Annotated in this window: 15 protein-coding genes; 8 read left to right on the forward strand and 7 right to left on the reverse strand. The window is 60.3% G+C overall.

Going from position 1 to position 18,696, the window contains the following annotated elements:
- Nucleotides 1-526 precede the first annotated feature (526 nt).
- Nucleotides 527-1,795 carry a dicarboxylate/amino acid:cation symporter gene (locus tag MET49242_RS00175; protein WP_084678786.1) on the forward strand — a complete coding sequence of 423 codons (1,269 nt, stop codon included), beginning with the start codon at nt 527-529 and terminating at the stop codon, nt 1,793-1,795.
- 12 nt (nt 1,796-1,807) lie between these two features.
- Here MET49242_RS00175 and MET49242_RS00180 read toward each other — a convergent pair whose 3' ends face one another.
- On the reverse strand, nt 1,808-3,967 hold the full coding sequence (locus tag MET49242_RS00180) for a SulP family inorganic anion transporter (protein ID WP_158497221.1): 2,160 nt from the start codon (nt 3,965-3,967) through the stop codon (nt 1,808-1,810).
- Nucleotides 3,968-4,366: 399 nt separating this feature from the next.
- Between MET49242_RS00180 and MET49242_RS00185 the strand changes: the two genes are divergently transcribed.
- From MET49242_RS00185 to MET49242_RS00210, 6 genes are all read left to right on the forward strand, one after another.
- On the forward strand, nt 4,367-4,804 hold the full coding sequence (locus MET49242_RS00185) for a hypothetical protein (protein WP_244430600.1): 438 nt from the start codon (nt 4,367-4,369) through the stop codon (nt 4,802-4,804).
- Between the two features lie 50 nt (nt 4,805-4,854).
- Nucleotides 4,855-5,475 carry a L,D-transpeptidase gene (locus MET49242_RS00190; RefSeq protein WP_370635082.1) on the forward strand — a complete coding sequence of 207 codons (621 nt, stop codon included), beginning with the start codon at nt 4,855-4,857 and terminating at the stop codon, nt 5,473-5,475.
- 27 nt (nt 5,476-5,502) lie between these two features.
- Nucleotides 5,503-6,534 (forward strand): amino acid ABC transporter substrate-binding protein, encoded by a 1,032-nt coding sequence (locus MET49242_RS00195; protein WP_036279190.1) that lies wholly within the window; start codon nt 5,503-5,505, stop codon nt 6,532-6,534.
- Between the two features lie 1,217 nt (nt 6,535-7,751).
- Complete coding sequence (locus tag MET49242_RS00200) at nt 7,752-8,753, forward strand: HlyD family secretion protein (RefSeq protein WP_036279296.1); 1,002 nt, start codon at nt 7,752-7,754, stop codon at nt 8,751-8,753.
- Between the two features lie 40 nt (nt 8,754-8,793).
- Nucleotides 8,794-9,726, forward strand: coding sequence for an ABC transporter ATP-binding protein (locus MET49242_RS00205; protein ID WP_036279299.1), 933 nt, complete (start codon nt 8,794-8,796; stop codon nt 9,724-9,726).
- Nucleotides 9,726-10,904, forward strand: coding sequence for an ABC transporter permease (locus MET49242_RS00210; protein WP_051133870.1), 1,179 nt, complete (start codon nt 9,726-9,728; stop codon nt 10,902-10,904). The genes MET49242_RS00205 and MET49242_RS00210 overlap by 1 nt, the downstream gene beginning before the upstream one ends.
- Before the next feature lie 314 nt (nt 10,905-11,218).
- On the opposite strand, the gene MET49242_RS00215 is transcribed toward MET49242_RS00210, so the two are convergent.
- The 5 genes from MET49242_RS00215 to MET49242_RS00235 all read right to left on the reverse strand — a co-directional run bounded on the left by MET49242_RS00215 (nt 11,219) and on the right by MET49242_RS00235 (nt 17,604).
- On the reverse strand, nt 11,219-12,352 hold the full coding sequence (locus MET49242_RS00215) for a DNA topoisomerase IV subunit A (protein ID WP_051133871.1): 1,134 nt from the start codon (nt 12,350-12,352) through the stop codon (nt 11,219-11,221).
- Nucleotides 12,349-14,019, reverse strand: coding sequence for a DNA topoisomerase VI subunit B (locus MET49242_RS00220; RefSeq protein ID WP_084678787.1), 1,671 nt, complete (start codon nt 14,017-14,019; stop codon nt 12,349-12,351). Before MET49242_RS00220 ends, MET49242_RS00215 begins: the two co-directional genes overlap by 4 nt.
- Nucleotides 14,020-14,255: 236 nt before the next feature.
- Nucleotides 14,256-15,467, reverse strand: coding sequence for a hypothetical protein (locus MET49242_RS00225; RefSeq protein ID WP_036279192.1), 1,212 nt, complete (start codon nt 15,465-15,467; stop codon nt 14,256-14,258).
- 323 nt (nt 15,468-15,790) lie between these two features.
- Entirely contained in the window at nt 15,791-16,933 is a 1,143-nt protein-coding gene (locus MET49242_RS00230; protein ID WP_051133873.1) for an RHE_PE00001 family protein, read from the reverse strand.
- Between the two features lie 422 nt (nt 16,934-17,355).
- Nucleotides 17,356-17,604, reverse strand: a complete 249-nt coding sequence (locus MET49242_RS00235) for a hypothetical protein (RefSeq protein ID WP_144259381.1) — start codon at nt 17,602-17,604, stop codon at nt 17,356-17,358.
- A 50-nt stretch (nt 17,605-17,654) separates the two neighbouring features.
- On the opposite strand from MET49242_RS00235, the gene MET49242_RS24570 reads away from it, so the two are divergent.
- Nucleotides 17,655-18,041: a hypothetical protein gene (locus MET49242_RS24570; protein ID WP_144259382.1), complete on the forward strand. Its 387-nt coding sequence runs from the start codon at nt 17,655-17,657 to the stop codon at nt 18,039-18,041.
- Between the two features lie 74 nt (nt 18,042-18,115).
- Here the strand turns inward: MET49242_RS24570 and MET49242_RS00245 are convergent, their stop codons facing one another.
- Complete coding sequence (locus tag MET49242_RS00245; RefSeq protein ID WP_036279200.1) at nt 18,116-18,481, reverse strand: hypothetical protein; 366 nt, start codon at nt 18,479-18,481, stop codon at nt 18,116-18,118.
- Nucleotides 18,482-18,696 lie beyond the last annotated feature (215 nt).

The following is an 18,696-nucleotide window of genomic DNA, read 5'->3' on the forward strand; positions in this document are numbered from 1 at the left end:
CCTGCTTTCCACTAACTCGAAAACAGCGGTCGCGCTCGAGCTTTCTAAATATTATTCGATCGCGGCGCTACATTCCAGACAGAAGCCCCCTGCTTTCGGTAGCGGGACGAAACCTGTGCGTCATGGCCGCAACTCGTGCGAATCGAGGAGCGCGCCCGAATCTCACTGAATAGCGGCCGGATCGAATTATTGATATCGCAGCTCGAGCGAATGACATCGACTTCGTATTGGGCGCGTATGATCGAATGCCGACGCGCTCCGGCCGAGCGTCTTTCAGTTCTGTCCGCCGAAAGATCGGGTTAAGGCCTCAGCGCATCGCGGAAGGCTGGCGTTCCCTAACACGCGGGACCCAATCGTTCCGCTGCGCCTTCTTCGCCGCTCAAAGTCCATTTGCGGAGTGGATGCAGACAATCGATTGTTTCCCTTGGCCGCGTCTTTCGCTAGTGGTGGCTGGTCAACATGGATAGGATCGAGCGTCGCCCGTCTCCATCTGGGCGGCCGTATCCGTCAGAAAAGGGCCTGCACATTGCCGTTTCCAGAAGACGAGCAGATTGAACCCGCGTCCGGCGCATTCGCATGGTGGCGCGGGTTGCCGCTTTATGTGCGTATACTGGCGGCGGTGGCGCTGGGCGTCGTCACTGGCCTCTTGCTGGGGGACGGCGCCGCGTCGCTGGCGATTCCGGCGAAGCTCGTTCTGCGGGTGTTGGGAGCGCTTGCGCCGCCGTTGATCCTGTTCGCAATTGTGCAGGCCGTCATTAACGCGCCCGTGAGCGGGCGGCAATCGCTGCGTCTCACGACATTGCTAGCGGTGAATACGATCGTCGCCATCGTCATTGGCCTTGCGGTCGCGAATGTTCTTCGTCCCGGCGAATGGGTGCGGATGACGCCGCCAGTCACGAACGCAAAGGCCGCGGCGTCCGCTGCGGATCCTCTCACACAGTTTCTCGACAGCGTGCCGCGGAGCATCGCCGGCCCCTTTACCGACGACGGCAAGGTGATCGGCGTCATTCTCCTTGCGATCGCATTCGGCCTCTCGCTGCGAAAACTTCGAAACTATCCAATCCGGACCGTCGAAGATCTCGTCCATGTCGGCCTGTCGAGCCTCGTCACGATCCTAGAGGCGGTCGTGGAAGTCGTGCCGCTCGCCGTGTTCGGCGTCGTCGCGAGCATTGTCGGCGCCAAGGGCTTGAGCGATTTCCTGGCGCTCGGCGGCTTCGTCGGCGCAGTGATTGCGGCGCTCCTCCTTCAAGGAGTGTATTATCTCGTCCGCGTGCGGCTCGGGTCGTGGGTTCGACCCGCTGCGCTCTTGCGCGGCGTTCGGGACGCCCTGACGATGGCCTTTTCCACCGCCAGTTCGACGGCCACCATGCCCGTGACCTATCGCTGCCTGCGGGACAATGTCGGCCTGAGGGAACAATCCGCGAGTCTCGGCGCGCTGGTCGGAGCGAATTTCAACAATGACGGAACCGCGCTTTATGAAGCGATGTCGGCGCTGTTCGTCGCGCAGATGCTCGGGATAAACCTGACTTTCAGCCAGCAGCTCATGGTGGTGCTGACGTCCATCGTCGCTTCCGTCGGCGCGGCCGGCATTCCCGAGGCCGGACTCGTCACCATGACGCTTGTCTTCAAATCGGTGGGGCTGCCGACCGAATATATCGCCTTGCTCCTGACCGTGGACTGGTTTCTCGACCGCTGCCGGACCGCGATCAACGTAATGGGAGACGTGACCGTCAGCAGCCTCCTCGACGGTAAGACACCGGAGAAGCCGGTTTCGCCTACGCTACAGAACGTTTAGGCGAGCGATCGATCAACGCTGGAGGCCGGCGACTTCGCGATTGGCTATATCGAGCCGCGACGCCAGCATGCGCACCACGAATTTGTGGAAAGCGTGCGCGAGTTGGGGCTCCTCCCGCTCCATTCGGTCGAACGCCTCGTCGGAGAGCCGATAGACGTGGGTCGGCTCGTCGACCAGAACCGAGGCGCCGCGCGGCGCGCCGCGATACAGACCCATTTCGCCCAGCAATGTATTGTCGAGCATGCTGCGCAGCCGCACGACCTTGCCGTCGGGCGAATTGAAGAGAATGGTGACGCGTCCGGACGACAGAAGGAAGAGACTGTCGCCCGCGTCGCCTTGTTCGAAGACGAATTCGCCGGGCTGCAACTCGATCGACGTGAGGTAATTCGTCAAGCGCTCGAACAGGCCGGGGGCGCCGAGTTCGGCTTCGAGCCATTCCCTGGTCGAGCGTTTCCCTGCCGCGACGCCCGCCGAACTGGCGAGCAGCCTGTCCTCGCACCATTCGAGCGCGGCGTCGAGATCGGGGAAGACGCGACAGGACGCGTCTCCCTTCTCCCGAAGGAGGCCGCCATTCGCGAGCGAGAGCGCGACATTGGGCGGCAATTCGGCGAGCACCAGATCGAACCTTTCGCGCTCCGCGAGATGACGAAGTTTGAGCAGCGTCATGACAGCCGAATAATCGATCCCGAGCACCTGACGAAAATCGAGGATCAGACTTCGGCAGGCGCCTTCCTCGCCTGTCAGCGCTTCCTTGACATGCATGAGGAGATTGTGCGCGCTGCCAAAGAAAATAAAGCCGTGAAGCCACATGATCTGGATCTCCGAGCCCTGACGTCTCAGCGCGTCGGCGTGGTGGCTCGGCCGATCCACGCGGCTGGAGTAATTGCTGCGATCCATGCCGTGCTTCACGAGCCGCACGCGGCTCGTGCTGACGGCGAAAGTAATGCAGGCGGCGATGACGCCGACGCCGACGCCCGCGACGAAATCGAAAAGTACAATGGTAAGAAAAATAATGATCAATTGAAGATAGTCGGCGCGCTGCAACGTGCGCCAGCTCCTGACGAGCCATTCGTCTAGCATTCCGACGCCGAGTTGGAGCAGAAGTCCGCCGAGAACCGGCACGGGCACAAAACCGAGCGGCGTGGGGCCGAGCGCCAGTGGAAACAGGCACAGGGCTCCCGCCACGAGACCGCCCGCGCGCGATCTCGCTCCGATCTGGTGTCCGAAAAGAGTGCGGCTGACCGAAAGCGTTCCGACGGTTCCGCCGCCGAGACCGGCGACGGCGTTCGCAACGCCGTTGACTTTCAGCTCATGATCCAGGTCGACCTCGGCTCGCGTTTCGACTTCTATGGCCATGATGCTGAGAAGCAAGGTCGCGACGGTCACCGTGATCAGAGCAATATAATCTCCCGCAGATTTCAGGATCTCGTCCGGAGCGACCTGCGTCAGGGCGCCGTAAAGCCAATGGACGGGGAGCGCGCCCGAAGAAGTCGCGGGAAGCGGAAGCAGCCAGCCGGCTTCGCGCGCCTGCGGGACAGGGACGCCCATCACGAGCAGCGCCAATGGAATCCCGGCGGTGGTGAAAATGAGAAGGCCCGGGAAAACCGCCGGATGACGGGCGCGGCGCGCCTGAGCGAGGGCAATCGCGAAAGCGGCGCCCACGGCGAGTTGTGCGAGATGGCGGCCCGAGGCGACATCCGTCAGGAGTTCGGGAGACAGGGGCTTGCGACTGAGAATGCGGATCGCGCCGCTCGCGAGAAACCATCCCGATGCGGCCATGAAACCGCCGATCACGGGGTAGGGCAAAAATCTTATCCATCGTCCAAGCCTCAGTACGCCGAAGGCGTAGGAGGTGACGCCGACGATCAGCGAACCGGCGAGAAGCGCGGCGATGACTGTCGGGCCCGCCTGATCAGCGCGTCCCAGCCCGATCAGATTGTTCGCAATGATTGTCGACATCGACGCCAGCACAGCGATCGCCTTGGAATCCGGCGCCGCTATGGCGAAGGGCAGTCCGCTCATGACGGCGAAAACAATCGCGCCCAGTCCGGCGCCAACGAGCCCGGAAGCGATTCCGACAGGAAGGAACTCGGCGAGCGGTCCCGAGAAAATCAGCGCCGAGTAACTCAGAGAAGTGGCGATGATCACGACGGACGCGATCACTCCGGACATGACGTCCCTGGCGTTCATCGGATCAATGGGCTCTGCGCGAGCTGCGGAAGGCCAAAGAGGCGGCTCGTGTGAGCAATGCAAATCTCTCCTGGTTTTTTCGTTCGCAAGCGACCAGCGGACCGGACAGCGGCGTCATGGGCGAAAGCGCGCCGCCTCGTCGACAGACGCTTCGATACCAAACTGTTGCAGCTGAACAAATGAATACAGCCAGGCGACCGGATGACGGCAACCTCCAATTTACTAAAAATGTCTCGGAAAGGTCCTGATGGTTATGATATCTCTTTACGGGCCGGCGAAGGCCGTGTTGGACTGACGTGCGTCGTTCCGAAAGCCGAGGTTAAGGTTATGCGTGTTTTGAATGCTTCGCGTCCATTTTTGATTTTGTCGGCGATCGGCACGATGGTCTCGCTGCTCTCCGCCTGTAACTCTACCCAGACCGCCGATCCGGGCGTGCAGGTCGCGCAGGGCGTCCCGTCAATTCCATCGACAATTCCTGCTGACTCGCTTGTCGGCCGTTGGGGGGTCGCCGCCTATCACCGCGACAGCGACCGCGCGCGCACCGAGAGCGAGGCGCGCCGACAGTGCAACAATCCCTACACGATCAAGCGCGGGTCCAATGGCGGGGTGATGATGCATCTTGCCGATGAATCGGAAATTCGGGAGCTCGTGTTGAAGGGCAGCCCGAGCGGAGTCACCTATCTCGGCCTTGCAGGGCCGGCGGCGATCGCGAGCGATCGCGAAATCGTCACGGTCAATGACAATTCATTCACCGTGAAATGGGTGAGCCCCGACAATTCTACCCGTTACGGCACGATGGTCTATGTCCGCTGCTCATGAGCAGTGGCGTCTGACCTTCCGAGTTCCTCCAGTCTCGCAAGGGGATCGACATGGGATTCATGAATGCGGGCGTCAAACGCCTGATGATTGCATCGGCGGCTTTTCTGTTTCTGGGTCATGGCCCTGTCGCTCTCGCGGCCGGCGCCCAACCTGATGAAATGGATATCGACGACCAGCCGGGCTACACGCCAACTCCAGAGGAGGAAAATCTCTCCGGCCCCTATGAGCGGCAAGTCGTTTTCTTTCGCACGACGGAAGCGCCCGGCACGATCGTCGTCCATACGGCGGAACGCTATCTTTATCTCGTGCAGGGCAACAACCGCGCCATTCGCTACGGCATCGGCGTTGGCCGCGACGGTTTTCAATGGGCCGGCATGCACAAGATTTCTCGCAAGCAGGAATGGCCCGACTGGCGTCCGCCGCCGGAGATGATCCAGCGCCAGCCGTATCTTCCGCGTTTCATGGCGGGCGGTCCGGGGAATCCGATGGGCGCGCGTGCGCTCTATATCGGCACGACGATTTACCGCATCCACGGAACGAACCAGCCGCAAACTATCGGCCACGCCGTTTCGTCCGGCTGTTTCCGCCTCGTCAATGGTGACGTCACCGACCTATACGGTCGCGTTCCCGTCGGAACCAAAATCGTGGTCAAGCAGGCTGCGGATCTGTAATTTTCGAAAAACAGGAAAGAGGTGTTCATGCGTATGTTCCAGAAGCGCGTCCGCGCGTCGCTATCACTGCTGATCGCCTCCTTCTGCCTCCTCGCGGCGCCCTCGCAGGCGTCCACGCTGGATAGTGTAAAACAGAGCGGCGCGCTTGCCTGTGGCGTAAGCAACGGCATTGTCGGATTCTCCATAGCCGACGATAAGGGCAATTGGTCCGGCTTCGATGTCGATTTCTGCCGGGCGGTCGCCTCCGCCATCTTCGGTGACGCTTCCAAATTACGGTTCGTGCCCGTCGGAACCGAGGAGCGTTTCGAGGCGCTGAAGTCCGGAAAATTCGATCTCCTGTCTCGCAACTCGACCTGGGCTTTCTCCAACGAGGTCGACCAGGGGCTGATTTTTGCCGGCGTCACCTTTTACGACGGTCAGGGCTTTCTTGTTCCCAAAAGCCGCAAGATCGCTTCTGCGCTGGAACTCAATGGCAGCAAGGTCTGCGTGAAGTCCGCAACGACGACGGAAGCGAATGTAGCGGATTTCTTCAAGCAGAATCACATGAGTTTCGAACCGGTTCGCTTCGAGACGCTCGCTGAAATCATCAAGGCCTATGATGCGGGGCAGTGTAACGCCATCAGCAGCGACATCTCTCAGCTTCATGCAATCAAGCTCGAACTCAAAAAGCCGGCGGACAACCTTATCCTGGCCGATGTGATCTCGAAGGAGCCGCTGGGCCCGGTTGTGCGTCAGGGCGACGACCAATGGCTGAATCTCGTAAAATGGGTCATTTTTGCGATGCTGAACGCCGAAGAGCTCGGCGTGTCGAGCTCCAATATCGAGCAGGCAAAGAAGTCGCAGAAACCCGCCGTGCGTCGCTTCATCGGCGCCGAGGGCGACATCGGCAAGCAACTCGGCCTGTCGCCGGACTGGGCGCTCAACATCGTCAAGAACGTGGGCAACTACGGAGAAGTCCTGGAGCGCAACGTCGGCAAGAAATCCAAACTCGGCATTGCTCGCGGGCTCAATCAACTTTGGTCCATGGGCGGCGTCCAATACGCGCCGCCGCTGCGCTGACGCGCCCGGACAGGAATCCGCGGAAATGAAACTAAAGCTTCCCCGACTTTGTTGGGGGAGCAGAAGAGCTATGACGTTTTCGGGAGTCCATCGACGAAATCGCCCCTCGTGAGCATCCAGCGCGCGGCGAAGAAGATCAATTATGGGTGACCATGAATGCCTTCTCTGATTGAGGTCGCCAGCCTCAAGTCGCCCTGTCTCAATCGGAATCGACTTTTTGATCGTTCGATTTTCTCTCGCTTTTTTTCACTTGCTTTGACGGATCGTAATCAGCGCTCCCGGGCTTCGCCATTTACAGCAATCTGGAGCCGCATACGCGCGGGTCATTCGCCGCCCTGTCATTCAGCCCTCAGTCCGGCCGGGGCGTGACCAATAAGGGATCGAAGCCTTTTGCCGCCGCGCCCTGACGCCCGACCTTCAAGTCATTTTCGATCCTGCTGAGAATCCGCTGGCGTCGAACGTGGTCGTTGGCGGAGTGTGGCTTCGAACTCTACTTTGATGCGTTCCTTTATGCCCGGCACATCGATATCCTGAATTGTCGGTTTCTCTTCCCATGTGTTATTTTAGGAAAAGGAGGGCGCGGGCACGCAATCGCTCCGGGAACTGTATCTCTGCCACATGCAATTTCGCCTCTGACGCAAGGGCGATCGGCCTTTGACCCTTGGGCTCATAGTTCTGACGGCCGACGTCGGTGTCGACCAAAGTGATCACGCGAGCTCAATGAATTTCATCACCTTTAACCCGGGCGCGCCTTTCAGTCGCCGGATCCAGCTTGCAGACGTCGTCCCCTAGCTCGAATCTCAGCACTCGGCTTTCTCCCCCGCTCCTCTGGCCTTCAGGGTCGTCGCATTGCCGCTTTCTCACCGATCAATCACAGCGCGGACGGTCGACCACGACAGGTCCGCCAAGTCGACATTCGACAGCGCCCTGTAGCCATTCTGATCGCGCCAAGCGCCTCGCTTGCGGCGCTCGTGAGGCTCACGCAGCGATTGAGTGTGCGCTACTACCTCTTCCCAAACAAACTCACGGGAAGCGACACCGCATATTCACACTTTAATACATTTTATGTATAAATGTGAATGGCTATTGCAAACTATTTGAATACACATTTTCGCCGTTTATAATAACGCATCGCAGATTTTCTTTTACCTTAGCTGTCTTTGGTGTAAATGGTTTTTAGCGCATGTGTTTAATTCGGGCAGAATGTGAACAAAAACATGAAGGTTTTAGCTGCCCTTGTCGCAAGCGCGATCGTCATCGGGCTTTTTGGCGGGCAGGCGCTGCAAAGCGGGCATTCGGGTGAAAATGTTTCATTCCAGGGATATGTCGAAGGTGATTTCGTTTATGTCGCGCCAAGTGACGCAGAAAGAATCGCGGAGCTACACGTCGAGGCGGGAAGTTTTGTAAACGAGGGAGATGTCCTCTTCCAAATGTCGACGTCGCTTCTCGATAATAAGCGCGCGGAGGCTAGCGCCCGGATTGCCCAAGCTGAAGCGACATTGGGAAATCTGGAAGCTTCCGTAAGCCGTCCGGAACAGATCAGCGCCCTTCAGGCCGGCGTCGAGCGGGCGAAAGCGGGTCTCGAACTTTCCCAAAATGACTACAGCCGTCATTCGGCGCTTTTTGAAAAGGGAGTCATATCCAAGGCGCTTCTTGAGCGCGTCGCTATGGCCAGGTCTCGCGACATCGCGACGGTGAAAGAGGCAGAGCGGCATGTCGCCGCTGCACGCATAAGCGGCAGGTCATCAGAGATCGACGCAGCGCGCGCGGCGCTGCAGGAGGCGAAGATCCAGCGCGACGAGCTCGATATTCGGATCGCAAGACAACGAGTTGTCGCGCCCGTGTCAGGCGTCGTGCAGGAAGTTGTATTTCGCGCAGGTGAAATGGTTAATGCCGGCCAACCGGTTCTCACGCTGCTGCCGCCGGAAAACCGCTCGGTTAGATTTTTCGTGTCTGAGGCTTCGCTGTCCCAAGTGAAGCTCGGTGAGCGCGTGACGATAAAGAGCGAGTCCGGCGACCGGGTGTTCGGCGGCGTCGTATACTACATGGCGCCCCGAGAGGAATATGCGCCTCCGGTGATCTTCGATTCCGCCGACCGGAAGCATCTCTTTTTCAAGGTATGCGCCCGTCTCGAAGGACGCGCGGAGGCGCTGGCGCTTGGTCAGCCATTGTCGGTGTCACTCATGACGGATGGACGACGCGCTGTTGCCAGCAGATGAACGAAACAATACAAGCGCAGGCCGGACGAGCGATGCGTCAATGCCAAATTCTGCAATAGCGATCGAAGTCGACGGACTCACCAAATCCTTCGGTTCCAGAAAGGTGGTGGATAATCTCAATCTGCGCATTACGCGCGGCCGCATACACGGATTTCTCGGACCGAATGGCAGCGGAAAAACGACGACTATTCGAATGTTGTGTGGTCTATTGACGCCTGATTCCGGGCGAGGCTCATGCCTTGGCTACGACATCCGCACGCAACAGGCTGAGATCAAGCGTCGGGTTGGTTACATGACGCAAAACTTTTCACTCTATCGCGACCTGACCGTGCGGGAGAATTTGGAATTTCTTGCCCGGGTGTATGGGCTCAGAAACCCCCGCATTCTGGCGAATGACGCGCTCGCGCGGCTCGGACTTGCATCGCGCGCGGATCAGCTCGCAGGCGATCTTTCGGGCGGATGGAAACAACGACTTGCGCTTGGCGCCTGCATCTTGCCGAATCCGTCACTCTTGCTGCTCGATGAACCCACGGCGGGCGTCGATCCGAAGGCGCGACGGGATTTCTGGGACGAAATTCATCGTCTCGCAGCAGGTGGGCTGACGGTGCTTGTCTCAACTCATTATATGGACGAGGCAGAGCGCTGTCACGAAATCGCATACATCTCCGGCGGTCATCTGCTTGCCAATGGCACGAGCGATGAAATCATCGGAGGTTCTGGCCTCGTGACCTATGTCGTTACCGGCCCGGAACTCGATAGTCTTGCTGAAAGGCTCAGAAACGCGAAAGGCGTCGAGATGGTCACGCGCTTTGGCGTCGCTCTTCACGTTTGCGGGCGCGATCTGCAAGATCTGGAAAAGCTTGCGAAAGACAGTGATGAAAAATCAGGACAAAAATGGATCCGCGAGCAGCCCTCTCTCGAAGACGTCTTCATTCATCTGATGAACGATAAGGAAGGGCGCAAGTGCAACTGATGCGAACTCGCTCTCAGGCACACCCCAGCCTTGAACGAAGTAGCTTAAGCGCCCTAGCGCCTCAAGGAATATGGGCCGTATTCATCAAGGAGTTTATACAGCTTCGTCGAGACGTGCCAACCTTTGTTTCGATCATCGCGATTCCGCTGATCGAACTGCTTCTCTTTGGTTACGCGATCAACACTGATCCAAAGCATCTGCCAACCGTGCTGCTTATCCAGGACGAAGGTCCTTTCGCTCGTTCGCTTGTATCGTCAATCGTCGGAACAGATTATTTTTCGGTGAAGGCAAAAGCGACGACTGAAAAGGAGGCGGAGATGATGCTGCTATCAAATAGCGCCTTGTTTGTTCTCCAGATACCAGCAGACTTTTCGAAGCGTCTGATGAGAGGCGAAAAGCCAGCCTTGCTCCTCGACGCGGACGCGACCGACGCGACGTCCACAGCAGGGGCGATCGCCGCCGCTTCTGGAGCCGTGGCGGCCGCGCTCGATCGGGAAATGAAGGGTCCGCTCGCCTACTTGGCACAGAGTCCGCCACCGTTCGAGCTACGCGTGCATCATCGCTACAATCCCGCGAGCGATACGCGGCGCAATATCGTGCCAGGCATGATCGGAACGATCCTCACAATGACCATGCTGATTTATACAGCGCTCTCCGTAACGCGCGAGGTAGAGCGCGGAAATATGGAGGCGCTTCTTGCAACACCGCTGCGTCCGGTCGAAATCATGCTGGGGAAGATTTTGCCCTATGTCGTTGTTGGCGCCGTGCAGATGGTCACAATCCTGATCGTCGCTCATTTTCTTTTCGACGTTCCGATCGTTGGTTCGCTGATGGTGCTCACCACGCTGACGATGCTGTTCATCGTTGCCAATCTCGCTGTCGGCTATACATTTTCGACCATCGCTGAAACGCAGCTTCAGGCTGTGCAGATGACATTCCTGTTCTTCCTGCCTAACCTACTGCTGTCAGGTTTTCTGTTTCCCTTTTTCGGGATGCCGGGATGGGCGAGAGTGATTGGCGAATGTCTCCCGCTCACGCATTACACGCGGATTGTCCGCTCTGTCATGCTCAAGGGTTCGGGATTCATTGATCTTCTACCCGACACCGGAGCGCTCATGCTGTTCGCGCTGGTCGCGATGAGCATTGCCGCCGTAAGATTTCGACAGACGCTCGACTAGCAAAGGAAGCCTTCGAATCGGCGCTGGCTCGGAATTGACGACCGTGGAGACTGCGTCACCTTCGACGACCCGAGTCCCGTCTCCGTCAAGCCGCACTCGACGGCCATGCGCGCCGAACTCCCAACGGGGCGGAACAAGCTCCTTTCTCAGCGCTGGCGCACTTCAACGCGACGGGGAATGGATAATCGAAATCTTCCATGAATACGCCCTGCAGAACTGGCTGGAGCGCGCAGTGTCTATCCGTTCATCGGCAATCGGTGACTCAACCTCTCGCGCGTAGCTGCTGCGCGCCGCCGCGTCGGCAAAATCGCTTTTTACGGCAGGAACCGGCTCACATCCGACAGCTTGCGCGGCAAATATTCGTCGATGACATAGTTCAGCCCCCATTTGGCGAGCGCCTGCTGCTCCGCGCGAACGCCCATATCGAGCAGCTGCCTGATCGCGGCGGTCCATTGCGGATGCGCAATGATGAAAGGATCATTGCTCAATGCGTCCTTCGCGCGCTTCACATCGACCGGGGTCAGCGGATGCGTCGCGTCCTGAAGGCCGAAGTCGATGATGTCCTGCGGCGTGACGCCCAGAAATCTCGCGCGGGGCACGCAAAGGAACCGGTTGACATGGGCGGCGTTTCCCGAACCCGCCTTCAGCGTCCGATATATGTTGGTGAAGCCGTAAGGATCGCAATCGACGAAGCAATAGACCGGCAGATCGTGTCTGTCGGACAGGAGGCGAATGAAGCGCCTTGTCGCGCGGGTCGGCACGCCTCCCATCTCGACGATGACGCATCGGGCGCTCTCCCAGAAACGGTGATTGTTGAGGCGCTGGAACATGCCGCCGGTTTCGATGGCGAGAATGAAGCGCGCATCCGTCCTGAAGCGCAAGTGTTCGGCGGACCGCGGTATGGTGTAAGCGCCGCTCCCGAGGTTGGCGCAATCGATCTCGATCGGCTCCCCCGTGACCGCGTTGCGATCGACGATAACGACCCGTCCCGCGACCGAGCCGCCGTGCGACTCGGGATAAAATCTGAGGTTCTCGCGCGACAGGCCATGGCGCGACGCGATCGCCTCGATGTCGTCCATGATGGCGTCGGACTCGGCCTGCTCGTCGAAACGGCAGTCGCCCCAGTTCTTGCTGATGTAATAGGCCTCGCGCTTGGTGGCGAAATCATTGCTCTCGACCATGGTCCGCGACGCCGCCATCAGTCGAAGCATCTGGGCGAAGGACCGCGCGGTGTTGACCGTCAGAGTGCGGACGCGCTCGATCCTGCCGAGTTCGAGATAGCCGGCCGCTTCGTCATAGGTCACATTCTCCAGCCCGCGCGCCGGCGTCCTGATGTTCGGCAGGCTGCCGCTCGCGATGGCGTCGCGAACCTTGTTGGCGATCGACTCGATCAGCGCGATCGTCCGCCTGTCCTCATCGCCGCCGGAGGCGTTGGCGCCCTTTTTCATGAAGCTGACCTTTTCCCGGCTCGGCTCGAATGCAGCACGTCGTCGAGCTTCGTCACCGTCGCGTCCCGCTCGTCGTCGCTGAGCGCGAGGATTTCCTGAAGGGCGAGACCGATATGGGGAAGGTATTTCTCGATATAGGACCGCCGCTCATACTCGTGCTGCAAGCTGGATTCGCGCTGCAGATAATGCGACAGCCGCCGCGCGCATTGCTGCAGCCCGAGTTTGATCTCCCTGACCAGCTCGGGATAAGGCTCGATGGCCTCCTTGGCCTCCGACGTATAGGGAACCCAGACCGACGCGACATGAACGACGATCGCCATCGGCGCGATGGGCAAGGCGCCCCTCGACTGATGCAGGCCGTAGGCGCGCCAGTTGGTCTGCAGCACAGATTTCGTGATCGCGCAGCTCGCCTGCTGATAAAGCAGCGGGACGCGGTTCGCAAAGCGCAGGAGGCGAACGGGTTCATCCTTCCTCGCGATCAGATGTCGCGTCGCGTCGGGACGTTCCTGCTTCTTCCTGCGCATGTGGCCGAGCGCGTCCACTTCGATTTCAGACTCGCCGGGACGGGCGAAGGCGATGCCCACTTCCACCTGAAAGGGATTGCCGCGATAGGTCGCCGGGGGGCGTGTGGCGACCGTGTAGAAATCCGCGGGCAACTCCTTGCGCAGCCCTTCGAGAAGCCGAGCCTCGCCGATCGGAACAATGCAGTCAGTCCGCGGCGCCCGAACGCGCGTCTTCTGAAGAGCGCGATGCAGGGCGCTCGCCTGGGCGTGCGCGATATGCGCCGGATAGGAACGATCGCTCAAGGGTTTGCCGGCCCGACTGATGATCTCGAGCGCCGTCTTCGCGCCCACGCATGAGAATTCGTCGACGAGGAAGCGCAGCAGCGAACGGCTTTTCGTGACGTTCAGCATCTGGATCAGCCGCCCGAGCTCCATGCCGCTCGGATGCGGCCTGATTTCCTTCGGCCGCGGTGGAAGCGTTTCCGACGAACGGGCGAAGACGAGCTCCCTGCCCCGCGGGCCTCGGTAAGCGATCGACACATGCGGATTGGCGATGGCGGTTTGCTTCAGATAGACCTCGACCGAATGCGGCCCCGCCTGGTCGACGCCCTCGATCTCCATCTCGACCCGCGTGCCGTGCGGGCTGTCCCACTCGATCCGTTTCTTCCTGTGAATGTCCGGGCGGTTGTTGGCCGTATCGATCGACACGTAAAGCTCGGAAGCGAGCGCGTCGCCCTCCGTGCGGCTGATGACATGCAGCGGTTTGCCAACCGTGAGCTGGCCATACATTCCCGCCGCGGAAATCCCCATGCCCTGCTGGCCGCGGGACTGGGCGAGCTTGTGAAATTTCGAGCCGTAGAGAAGCTTGCCGAAGATGCGCGCGATCTGACTTTCGACGATCCCGGGGCCGTTATCCTCCACGACGATCCGCGATTTCTCGAAACGGCCCCGCACCTCGACCGTGATGTCCGGCAAGACCCCTGCTTCCTCGCAGGCGTCGAGGGCGTTGTCGACCGCCTCCTTGACCGCCGTGACCAGCGCCTTCGCGGGCGTGTCGAAGCCGAGCAGGTGGCGGTTCTTGAGAAAGAACTCCGAAACGGAGATCTCCCGCTGCCTGCCCGCCATTTCCAGGGCGGTCGGCGCCTTTGCTTGTCGATCAGACATCGGTCCACGCGAATTGGCGCCTGTGGCGGATCCGCTTGCGATCTCCCGATAGCCGCTTCAGAACCGCCACAACGTCGCCAAGGGTCCAAAGCTCGACGGCAGGGTCGAGACAGACGGCGCAACTCCGTCCGCACACGAGCGTAGCGAGGCGCTCGGCAATGTAAAGAGCTCGAAAAGGCTTGTCCCCGTGATGAAAGTCGCGCCCGGAACGAAGTCGCGGAAAGGTCTCGCACAGCCTAAACGCAAAACGCGTCCTCGACCTTGCGCCCCCAGTATCTCCATGCGACATCGATCAAACCATTGACCGTCTTGTTTGGTTGGAGGTTGAAGTTAGCGCAGATAGTTGAAAATGCAGCGGAGGCGCGGGTGAACTCGGCGGCGCTGTAATCCCAATATTTCAGCTTGAGCCTTGGAGAGACCTGCTTGGCGGCGAGGCGCTGCAAAACATAGACAACCTCGGGATTATTGCCAAAGGCGCCACAGCCGATCTTGCCCGTGTTGACCGTAATGATTCCCTTGTAAGCAGGATAAGCCTTTGCTGTGGCGTCGACCGACAGAGCGAAAGCCGCGAAAAATGTGTTGAACAGATCCCGCAGCGTAGCCTTGACGAAGGGCGTCGTGTCACGCCGGTAAAATATGTAGCAGGACGCGCCCACTTTTCTTGGGATTGTTAAATCTGGAGCGGCCGCAGCCAGCATATTGAATCTTTGCGCCGCCGGCAGTCGTTTGACGGCGCTCACGATTTCCATCTTGGTCGCGGTCTCGAAACGCTTTCCGTAAATGCTGCGGTCGATTTGCAGCACCCGGTTCGCGCCCAGGATCGTGACCGGCGTCGGACTCCCTTGCAGGATGCCGGCGCCGGTCGCAGGGTTGCGCGTATGGATCACCGCCTTGTGGTTCGCGTCGAGAATTGCTGCGGCGTTCGCAAGATCGGGGGTTTCGCAGAACATGACCTCCTCCTGCACGAAGCCGCGGCCGAAGACTCCGCCGCCCAGATAGGGATTTGCAAAATCCACCCAGAACGTCACATTGGCGCCGTCCGGCTTGTAGTCGTAGTAATCGGGGCTGTAACCGATTCCCGAGATGGAGAAATTCTTGTAAGCTTGCCCGAAATAGGCAGGGTTTATGGGTGGCGGATTCGGCAGGCCGCGAACCATATTTGCGGCTATCGGAACCGGCTTGATCGCGGAAAAATGTTTCAGCGCTTCCGAAAGGATGAACGCTTTTTTCCAATAGATGAAACCAGGGTCTTTGCCGGTCTGCGCGCGGCGCCAAAGATAATCGATCTCACGCCGCAGATAGGTTGGAAAGTTCAATGGTGGGAGAACCTGGGCGAGCGCGATTTCGCTTTGCGTCGACAGGATGCTGTCGCTGACGGCCTGCCCCTGTGACGCGGAGGCGGTGGACAACATCGTCGAAACACCTGCAAGCAGGTCGCGGCGCGTCACGGCGCATTTCCTGTCTACAATTAGCGAAGGTGTTGTTTGTGAGTGTTCGACAACTTTTGTGAGCAATTTCACGCCTCCGCCCCCCAAACAGCCCTTCGCCGGCAGGACGCTCTGCGAAAAACGGGCGGCCAATTCAACGTATAATGTAACTCTTTTCATGTAACGCCATTGCGGCCAAATGACACGTATCCCGATCATTGGATGTTTGGTCGCCTGTCCAGCGATCTTTCGCCGGAGCGAGGAACAGGACGCCGATCCAGAATAAGGCGGAGCTTCAGGAGATCAACGCGGAACCCGACAGGCGGGGCGCACGCTTTTCCCGCTCACATCACCGCCCAGGCGCGATAGCGTCGGCGGCCGGTGAGTTCGCGCAGGTTGGGGGAGAGTTCGTCGATCATCGTCGTCGCCGCCTGTTGCGAGACGCCGAGCTCCTTTGCGGCGAGCGGGACGCTGACGACCGGCAGGCGCAGACACAGATCGACGAGGCGCGGCAGTTTCGAATTGCCTCTCCTGCCCGCGCATCTTCGCAGCAGCAATTGGCGCGCGAGCGTCAGCCGGTCGATTTCCTTCAGCCCCGTCGCCGCCATGGTCTCGACCGCCTGCGCGAAGCCGACGAGCCGCGTCGCGAGATCGTGATGGCGCGAGCGGCGATATTTCACATGTCGAAATCCCGCATGCAGCGAAGCGAGATGATGGCGCGTCTTGCCGCGCGCCCGCAGCAGGGCGGCGGCGAGCAGCGGGCCGAGCCAGGACTGACGCCGCAGCGGCTCGAGCGTCTCCCAGCCTTCATAGGCGAGAGCGGCGGCGAGCAGAGGCGGCAGTGTTTCGATTTCCTTCAGCGCCGCGCGCCATTCGTCGAGCCTGCCCTCCTCGTCCCAGTCCTCGTCATAGACGAGGCCGGAGTCGTCGCGCTTGAGCGGAATCGCCCTTACATCGCTCGCTGCGGCCGAGCTTCGCGCCAGCAGCGCGTCGATCTCGGCGAATTCGCCGGCCAATGGCGCGGCGTCGTCATCGGAGTCATGGAAGTCGCCGCCCTCGTCATCGTCGTCATATTCATTTCCGTCGTTCGTTTTGACGGCGCCGTCATCGACCGTTCGCGCGCCGCGCAGCGCGGCCAGTCCCGCGGCCGTCAGCGCCCATCCCGGCGGCTGACCGGCGATGCGACGGCGCGTCAGCAGCGCCGCATTGGCGCGGACCAGCTCATGCGTCGGCGCGCGCGCGTCCATGCCGGCGTCATGCAGCACGAGATCCTCGATCTGCACGAAATCGCCCTGCCGCCACAGCGCGGCGCAGGCGTCGTGGAAGTCGGCGCGGACGATGAAGGCTTCCGCCACGGGGCTGGACCGCAATCGCTCGTCGAGCCGCGCCAGCACATCGGACGCGGCCTCGAACGGCCCCTGCAGACGGGCGGGAGGGAGCAGGCGCTCGATCTCGGAGTCTGCTGGAAATCTGTGCCTTGCAATCATTGAACCAAGCTAAACTACGATTCGCTTTATTCACAGGCCATTCCGTTTGACGCCCCTCCCCGGCAAGACGCTCCGTTCGCCTTTCGGCCGCCGATCAGAAGGCTCCCGCGTCCCGCAACAGGGCCTCCCGCCCCTCGAAACGCCGAAAAACGGCCCTTTTCGCCGCCATTCGGAGCCGGTCAGCAGCCGAAAGGCGCTTCCGGAGGCGCGTTCAAACGGTCGTTTTGTGGAGCTGGGTGAAACTGGAAATCGGCCATCGGCGGCTCATTGATCGCCTCATGGCCCGCAAAGGCGGCGAAGCGCCCCGGCCTGAAAGCGAGAGTCCGCCGAGGATCGCTGACGGAGCAAGCCGCCTTTCGCCTTGTCTTGGCGCGCGTTCCAATGGAAAACCGCCCGCAATTTTCCTGAACGCGCGACGATGTTCAGCGCTCGCGGCTGTTTTCCCAGTCGCGCAGCCGGTTGGCGAGAAGATAGCCCTCCGCCTCGCCGCTTTCGGCCAGGAATTCCTTTGCCGCCTCCTCGAGGGCCGAAATATTCTCGGGTTTGTATTTCTTCTTGTCGGGATTGAGTTCGGCGTTCGTCACGATGACGAGGATGCGTTTCGTCTCGCCATTGCCGAGTTTCGCCGTCCAGACCTTGGCGCCGCGCGCCATCGGATGTGTAAAATCCATCGAAAAAGCTCCCAGCGGCGCCAGCCGCCGCGGCCGCGCCCCGGCGGCATGTGAAGGGCAAGAGACTGTCACATTCAACCGCCGCGGCTGCGACGGAGCGGGGTCCGGCCGCGCGAGCGCAGGCTAAACTGCTGGAATTTAATGATTATCTGCAGTTGCGCGCGGAGCGGCGCGCGCCATGTCTTCATTACAGCCAGTCTTACTGGGGGAATGAAATGCGCAAATTGTCGATCCTCGTCGCCGGGTGCCTGCTGGCCTCCGCCGTGCCGGCGTCGGCGAGCCACGAAGAAAACCGCAAGCACAGCGCCATGCAGCATATCGGCGGCCACGCCCGGCACATGCACCGCGACTGGAGCGGCTCACAGGGCCGCGGCCATGTGCACAATATCTGCTGGGACTGGGACGCCTTGGAAGGCTGGGTCTGGACCTGCCGGTGAAGCCCGATGTCCGGTCGCGCACTGGAATGGAAAACCGCCTGCGTTTTTCCTGAACGCGCTTGAGCGCGGCCCTCTCAGAGCAGCGTCCCCTGCTTTTCCCCGCTCTCGCGGCTTGCTTTCTTCAGGCTCTCGGTGAAGCTGAAGGGAACCTGCGGGCGCCTGCCCTCGATCACCTCTTCCGCCGTGAGGATTTGCAGGCGTGGGAATTTGTGATTGCCGGTCTCGTAGAAGCCGGCGGAGACCGCCTCCTTCTCCATCTCGCGCGTGGGCCTGTTGAGGGTGAGGAAAATCCCCATCGCCGCGCCCTCCCGCTCGACGACGCCCTTGAGGTCGCGGATGTCGCCGGATTTCGTCGCGCCGCCCCTCAAATCCGTGGACAGCGCCGGCGCGCCGCCGCTCCCCTGACTGTAAACATATGTAAACAAAGAGTTTTCCGTCATCCACGTGCGCCCCCGCACATTTTTCGGGAAGCCGCGCCGTTACCTTCCTCTCATCGAAACACGGAGCGACGGAGACGCGAAATGATCGAGTGGGACGGCTTCTGAGGCCGACGAAACAGAGGGAAACGGGCTTCCCGCAAGACCCGGCGGGATCGTTTGCCGCCCGGAATGGTCACGGTGAAATCTTCCGCAACGCCTGCGGATATCGAGAAGCG

Origin of the sequence: Methylocystis sp. ATCC 49242, assembly GCF_000188155.2 — a bacterium.
In the GTDB taxonomy this organism is placed as follows: Bacteria; Pseudomonadota; Alphaproteobacteria; order Rhizobiales; family Beijerinckiaceae; genus Methylocystis.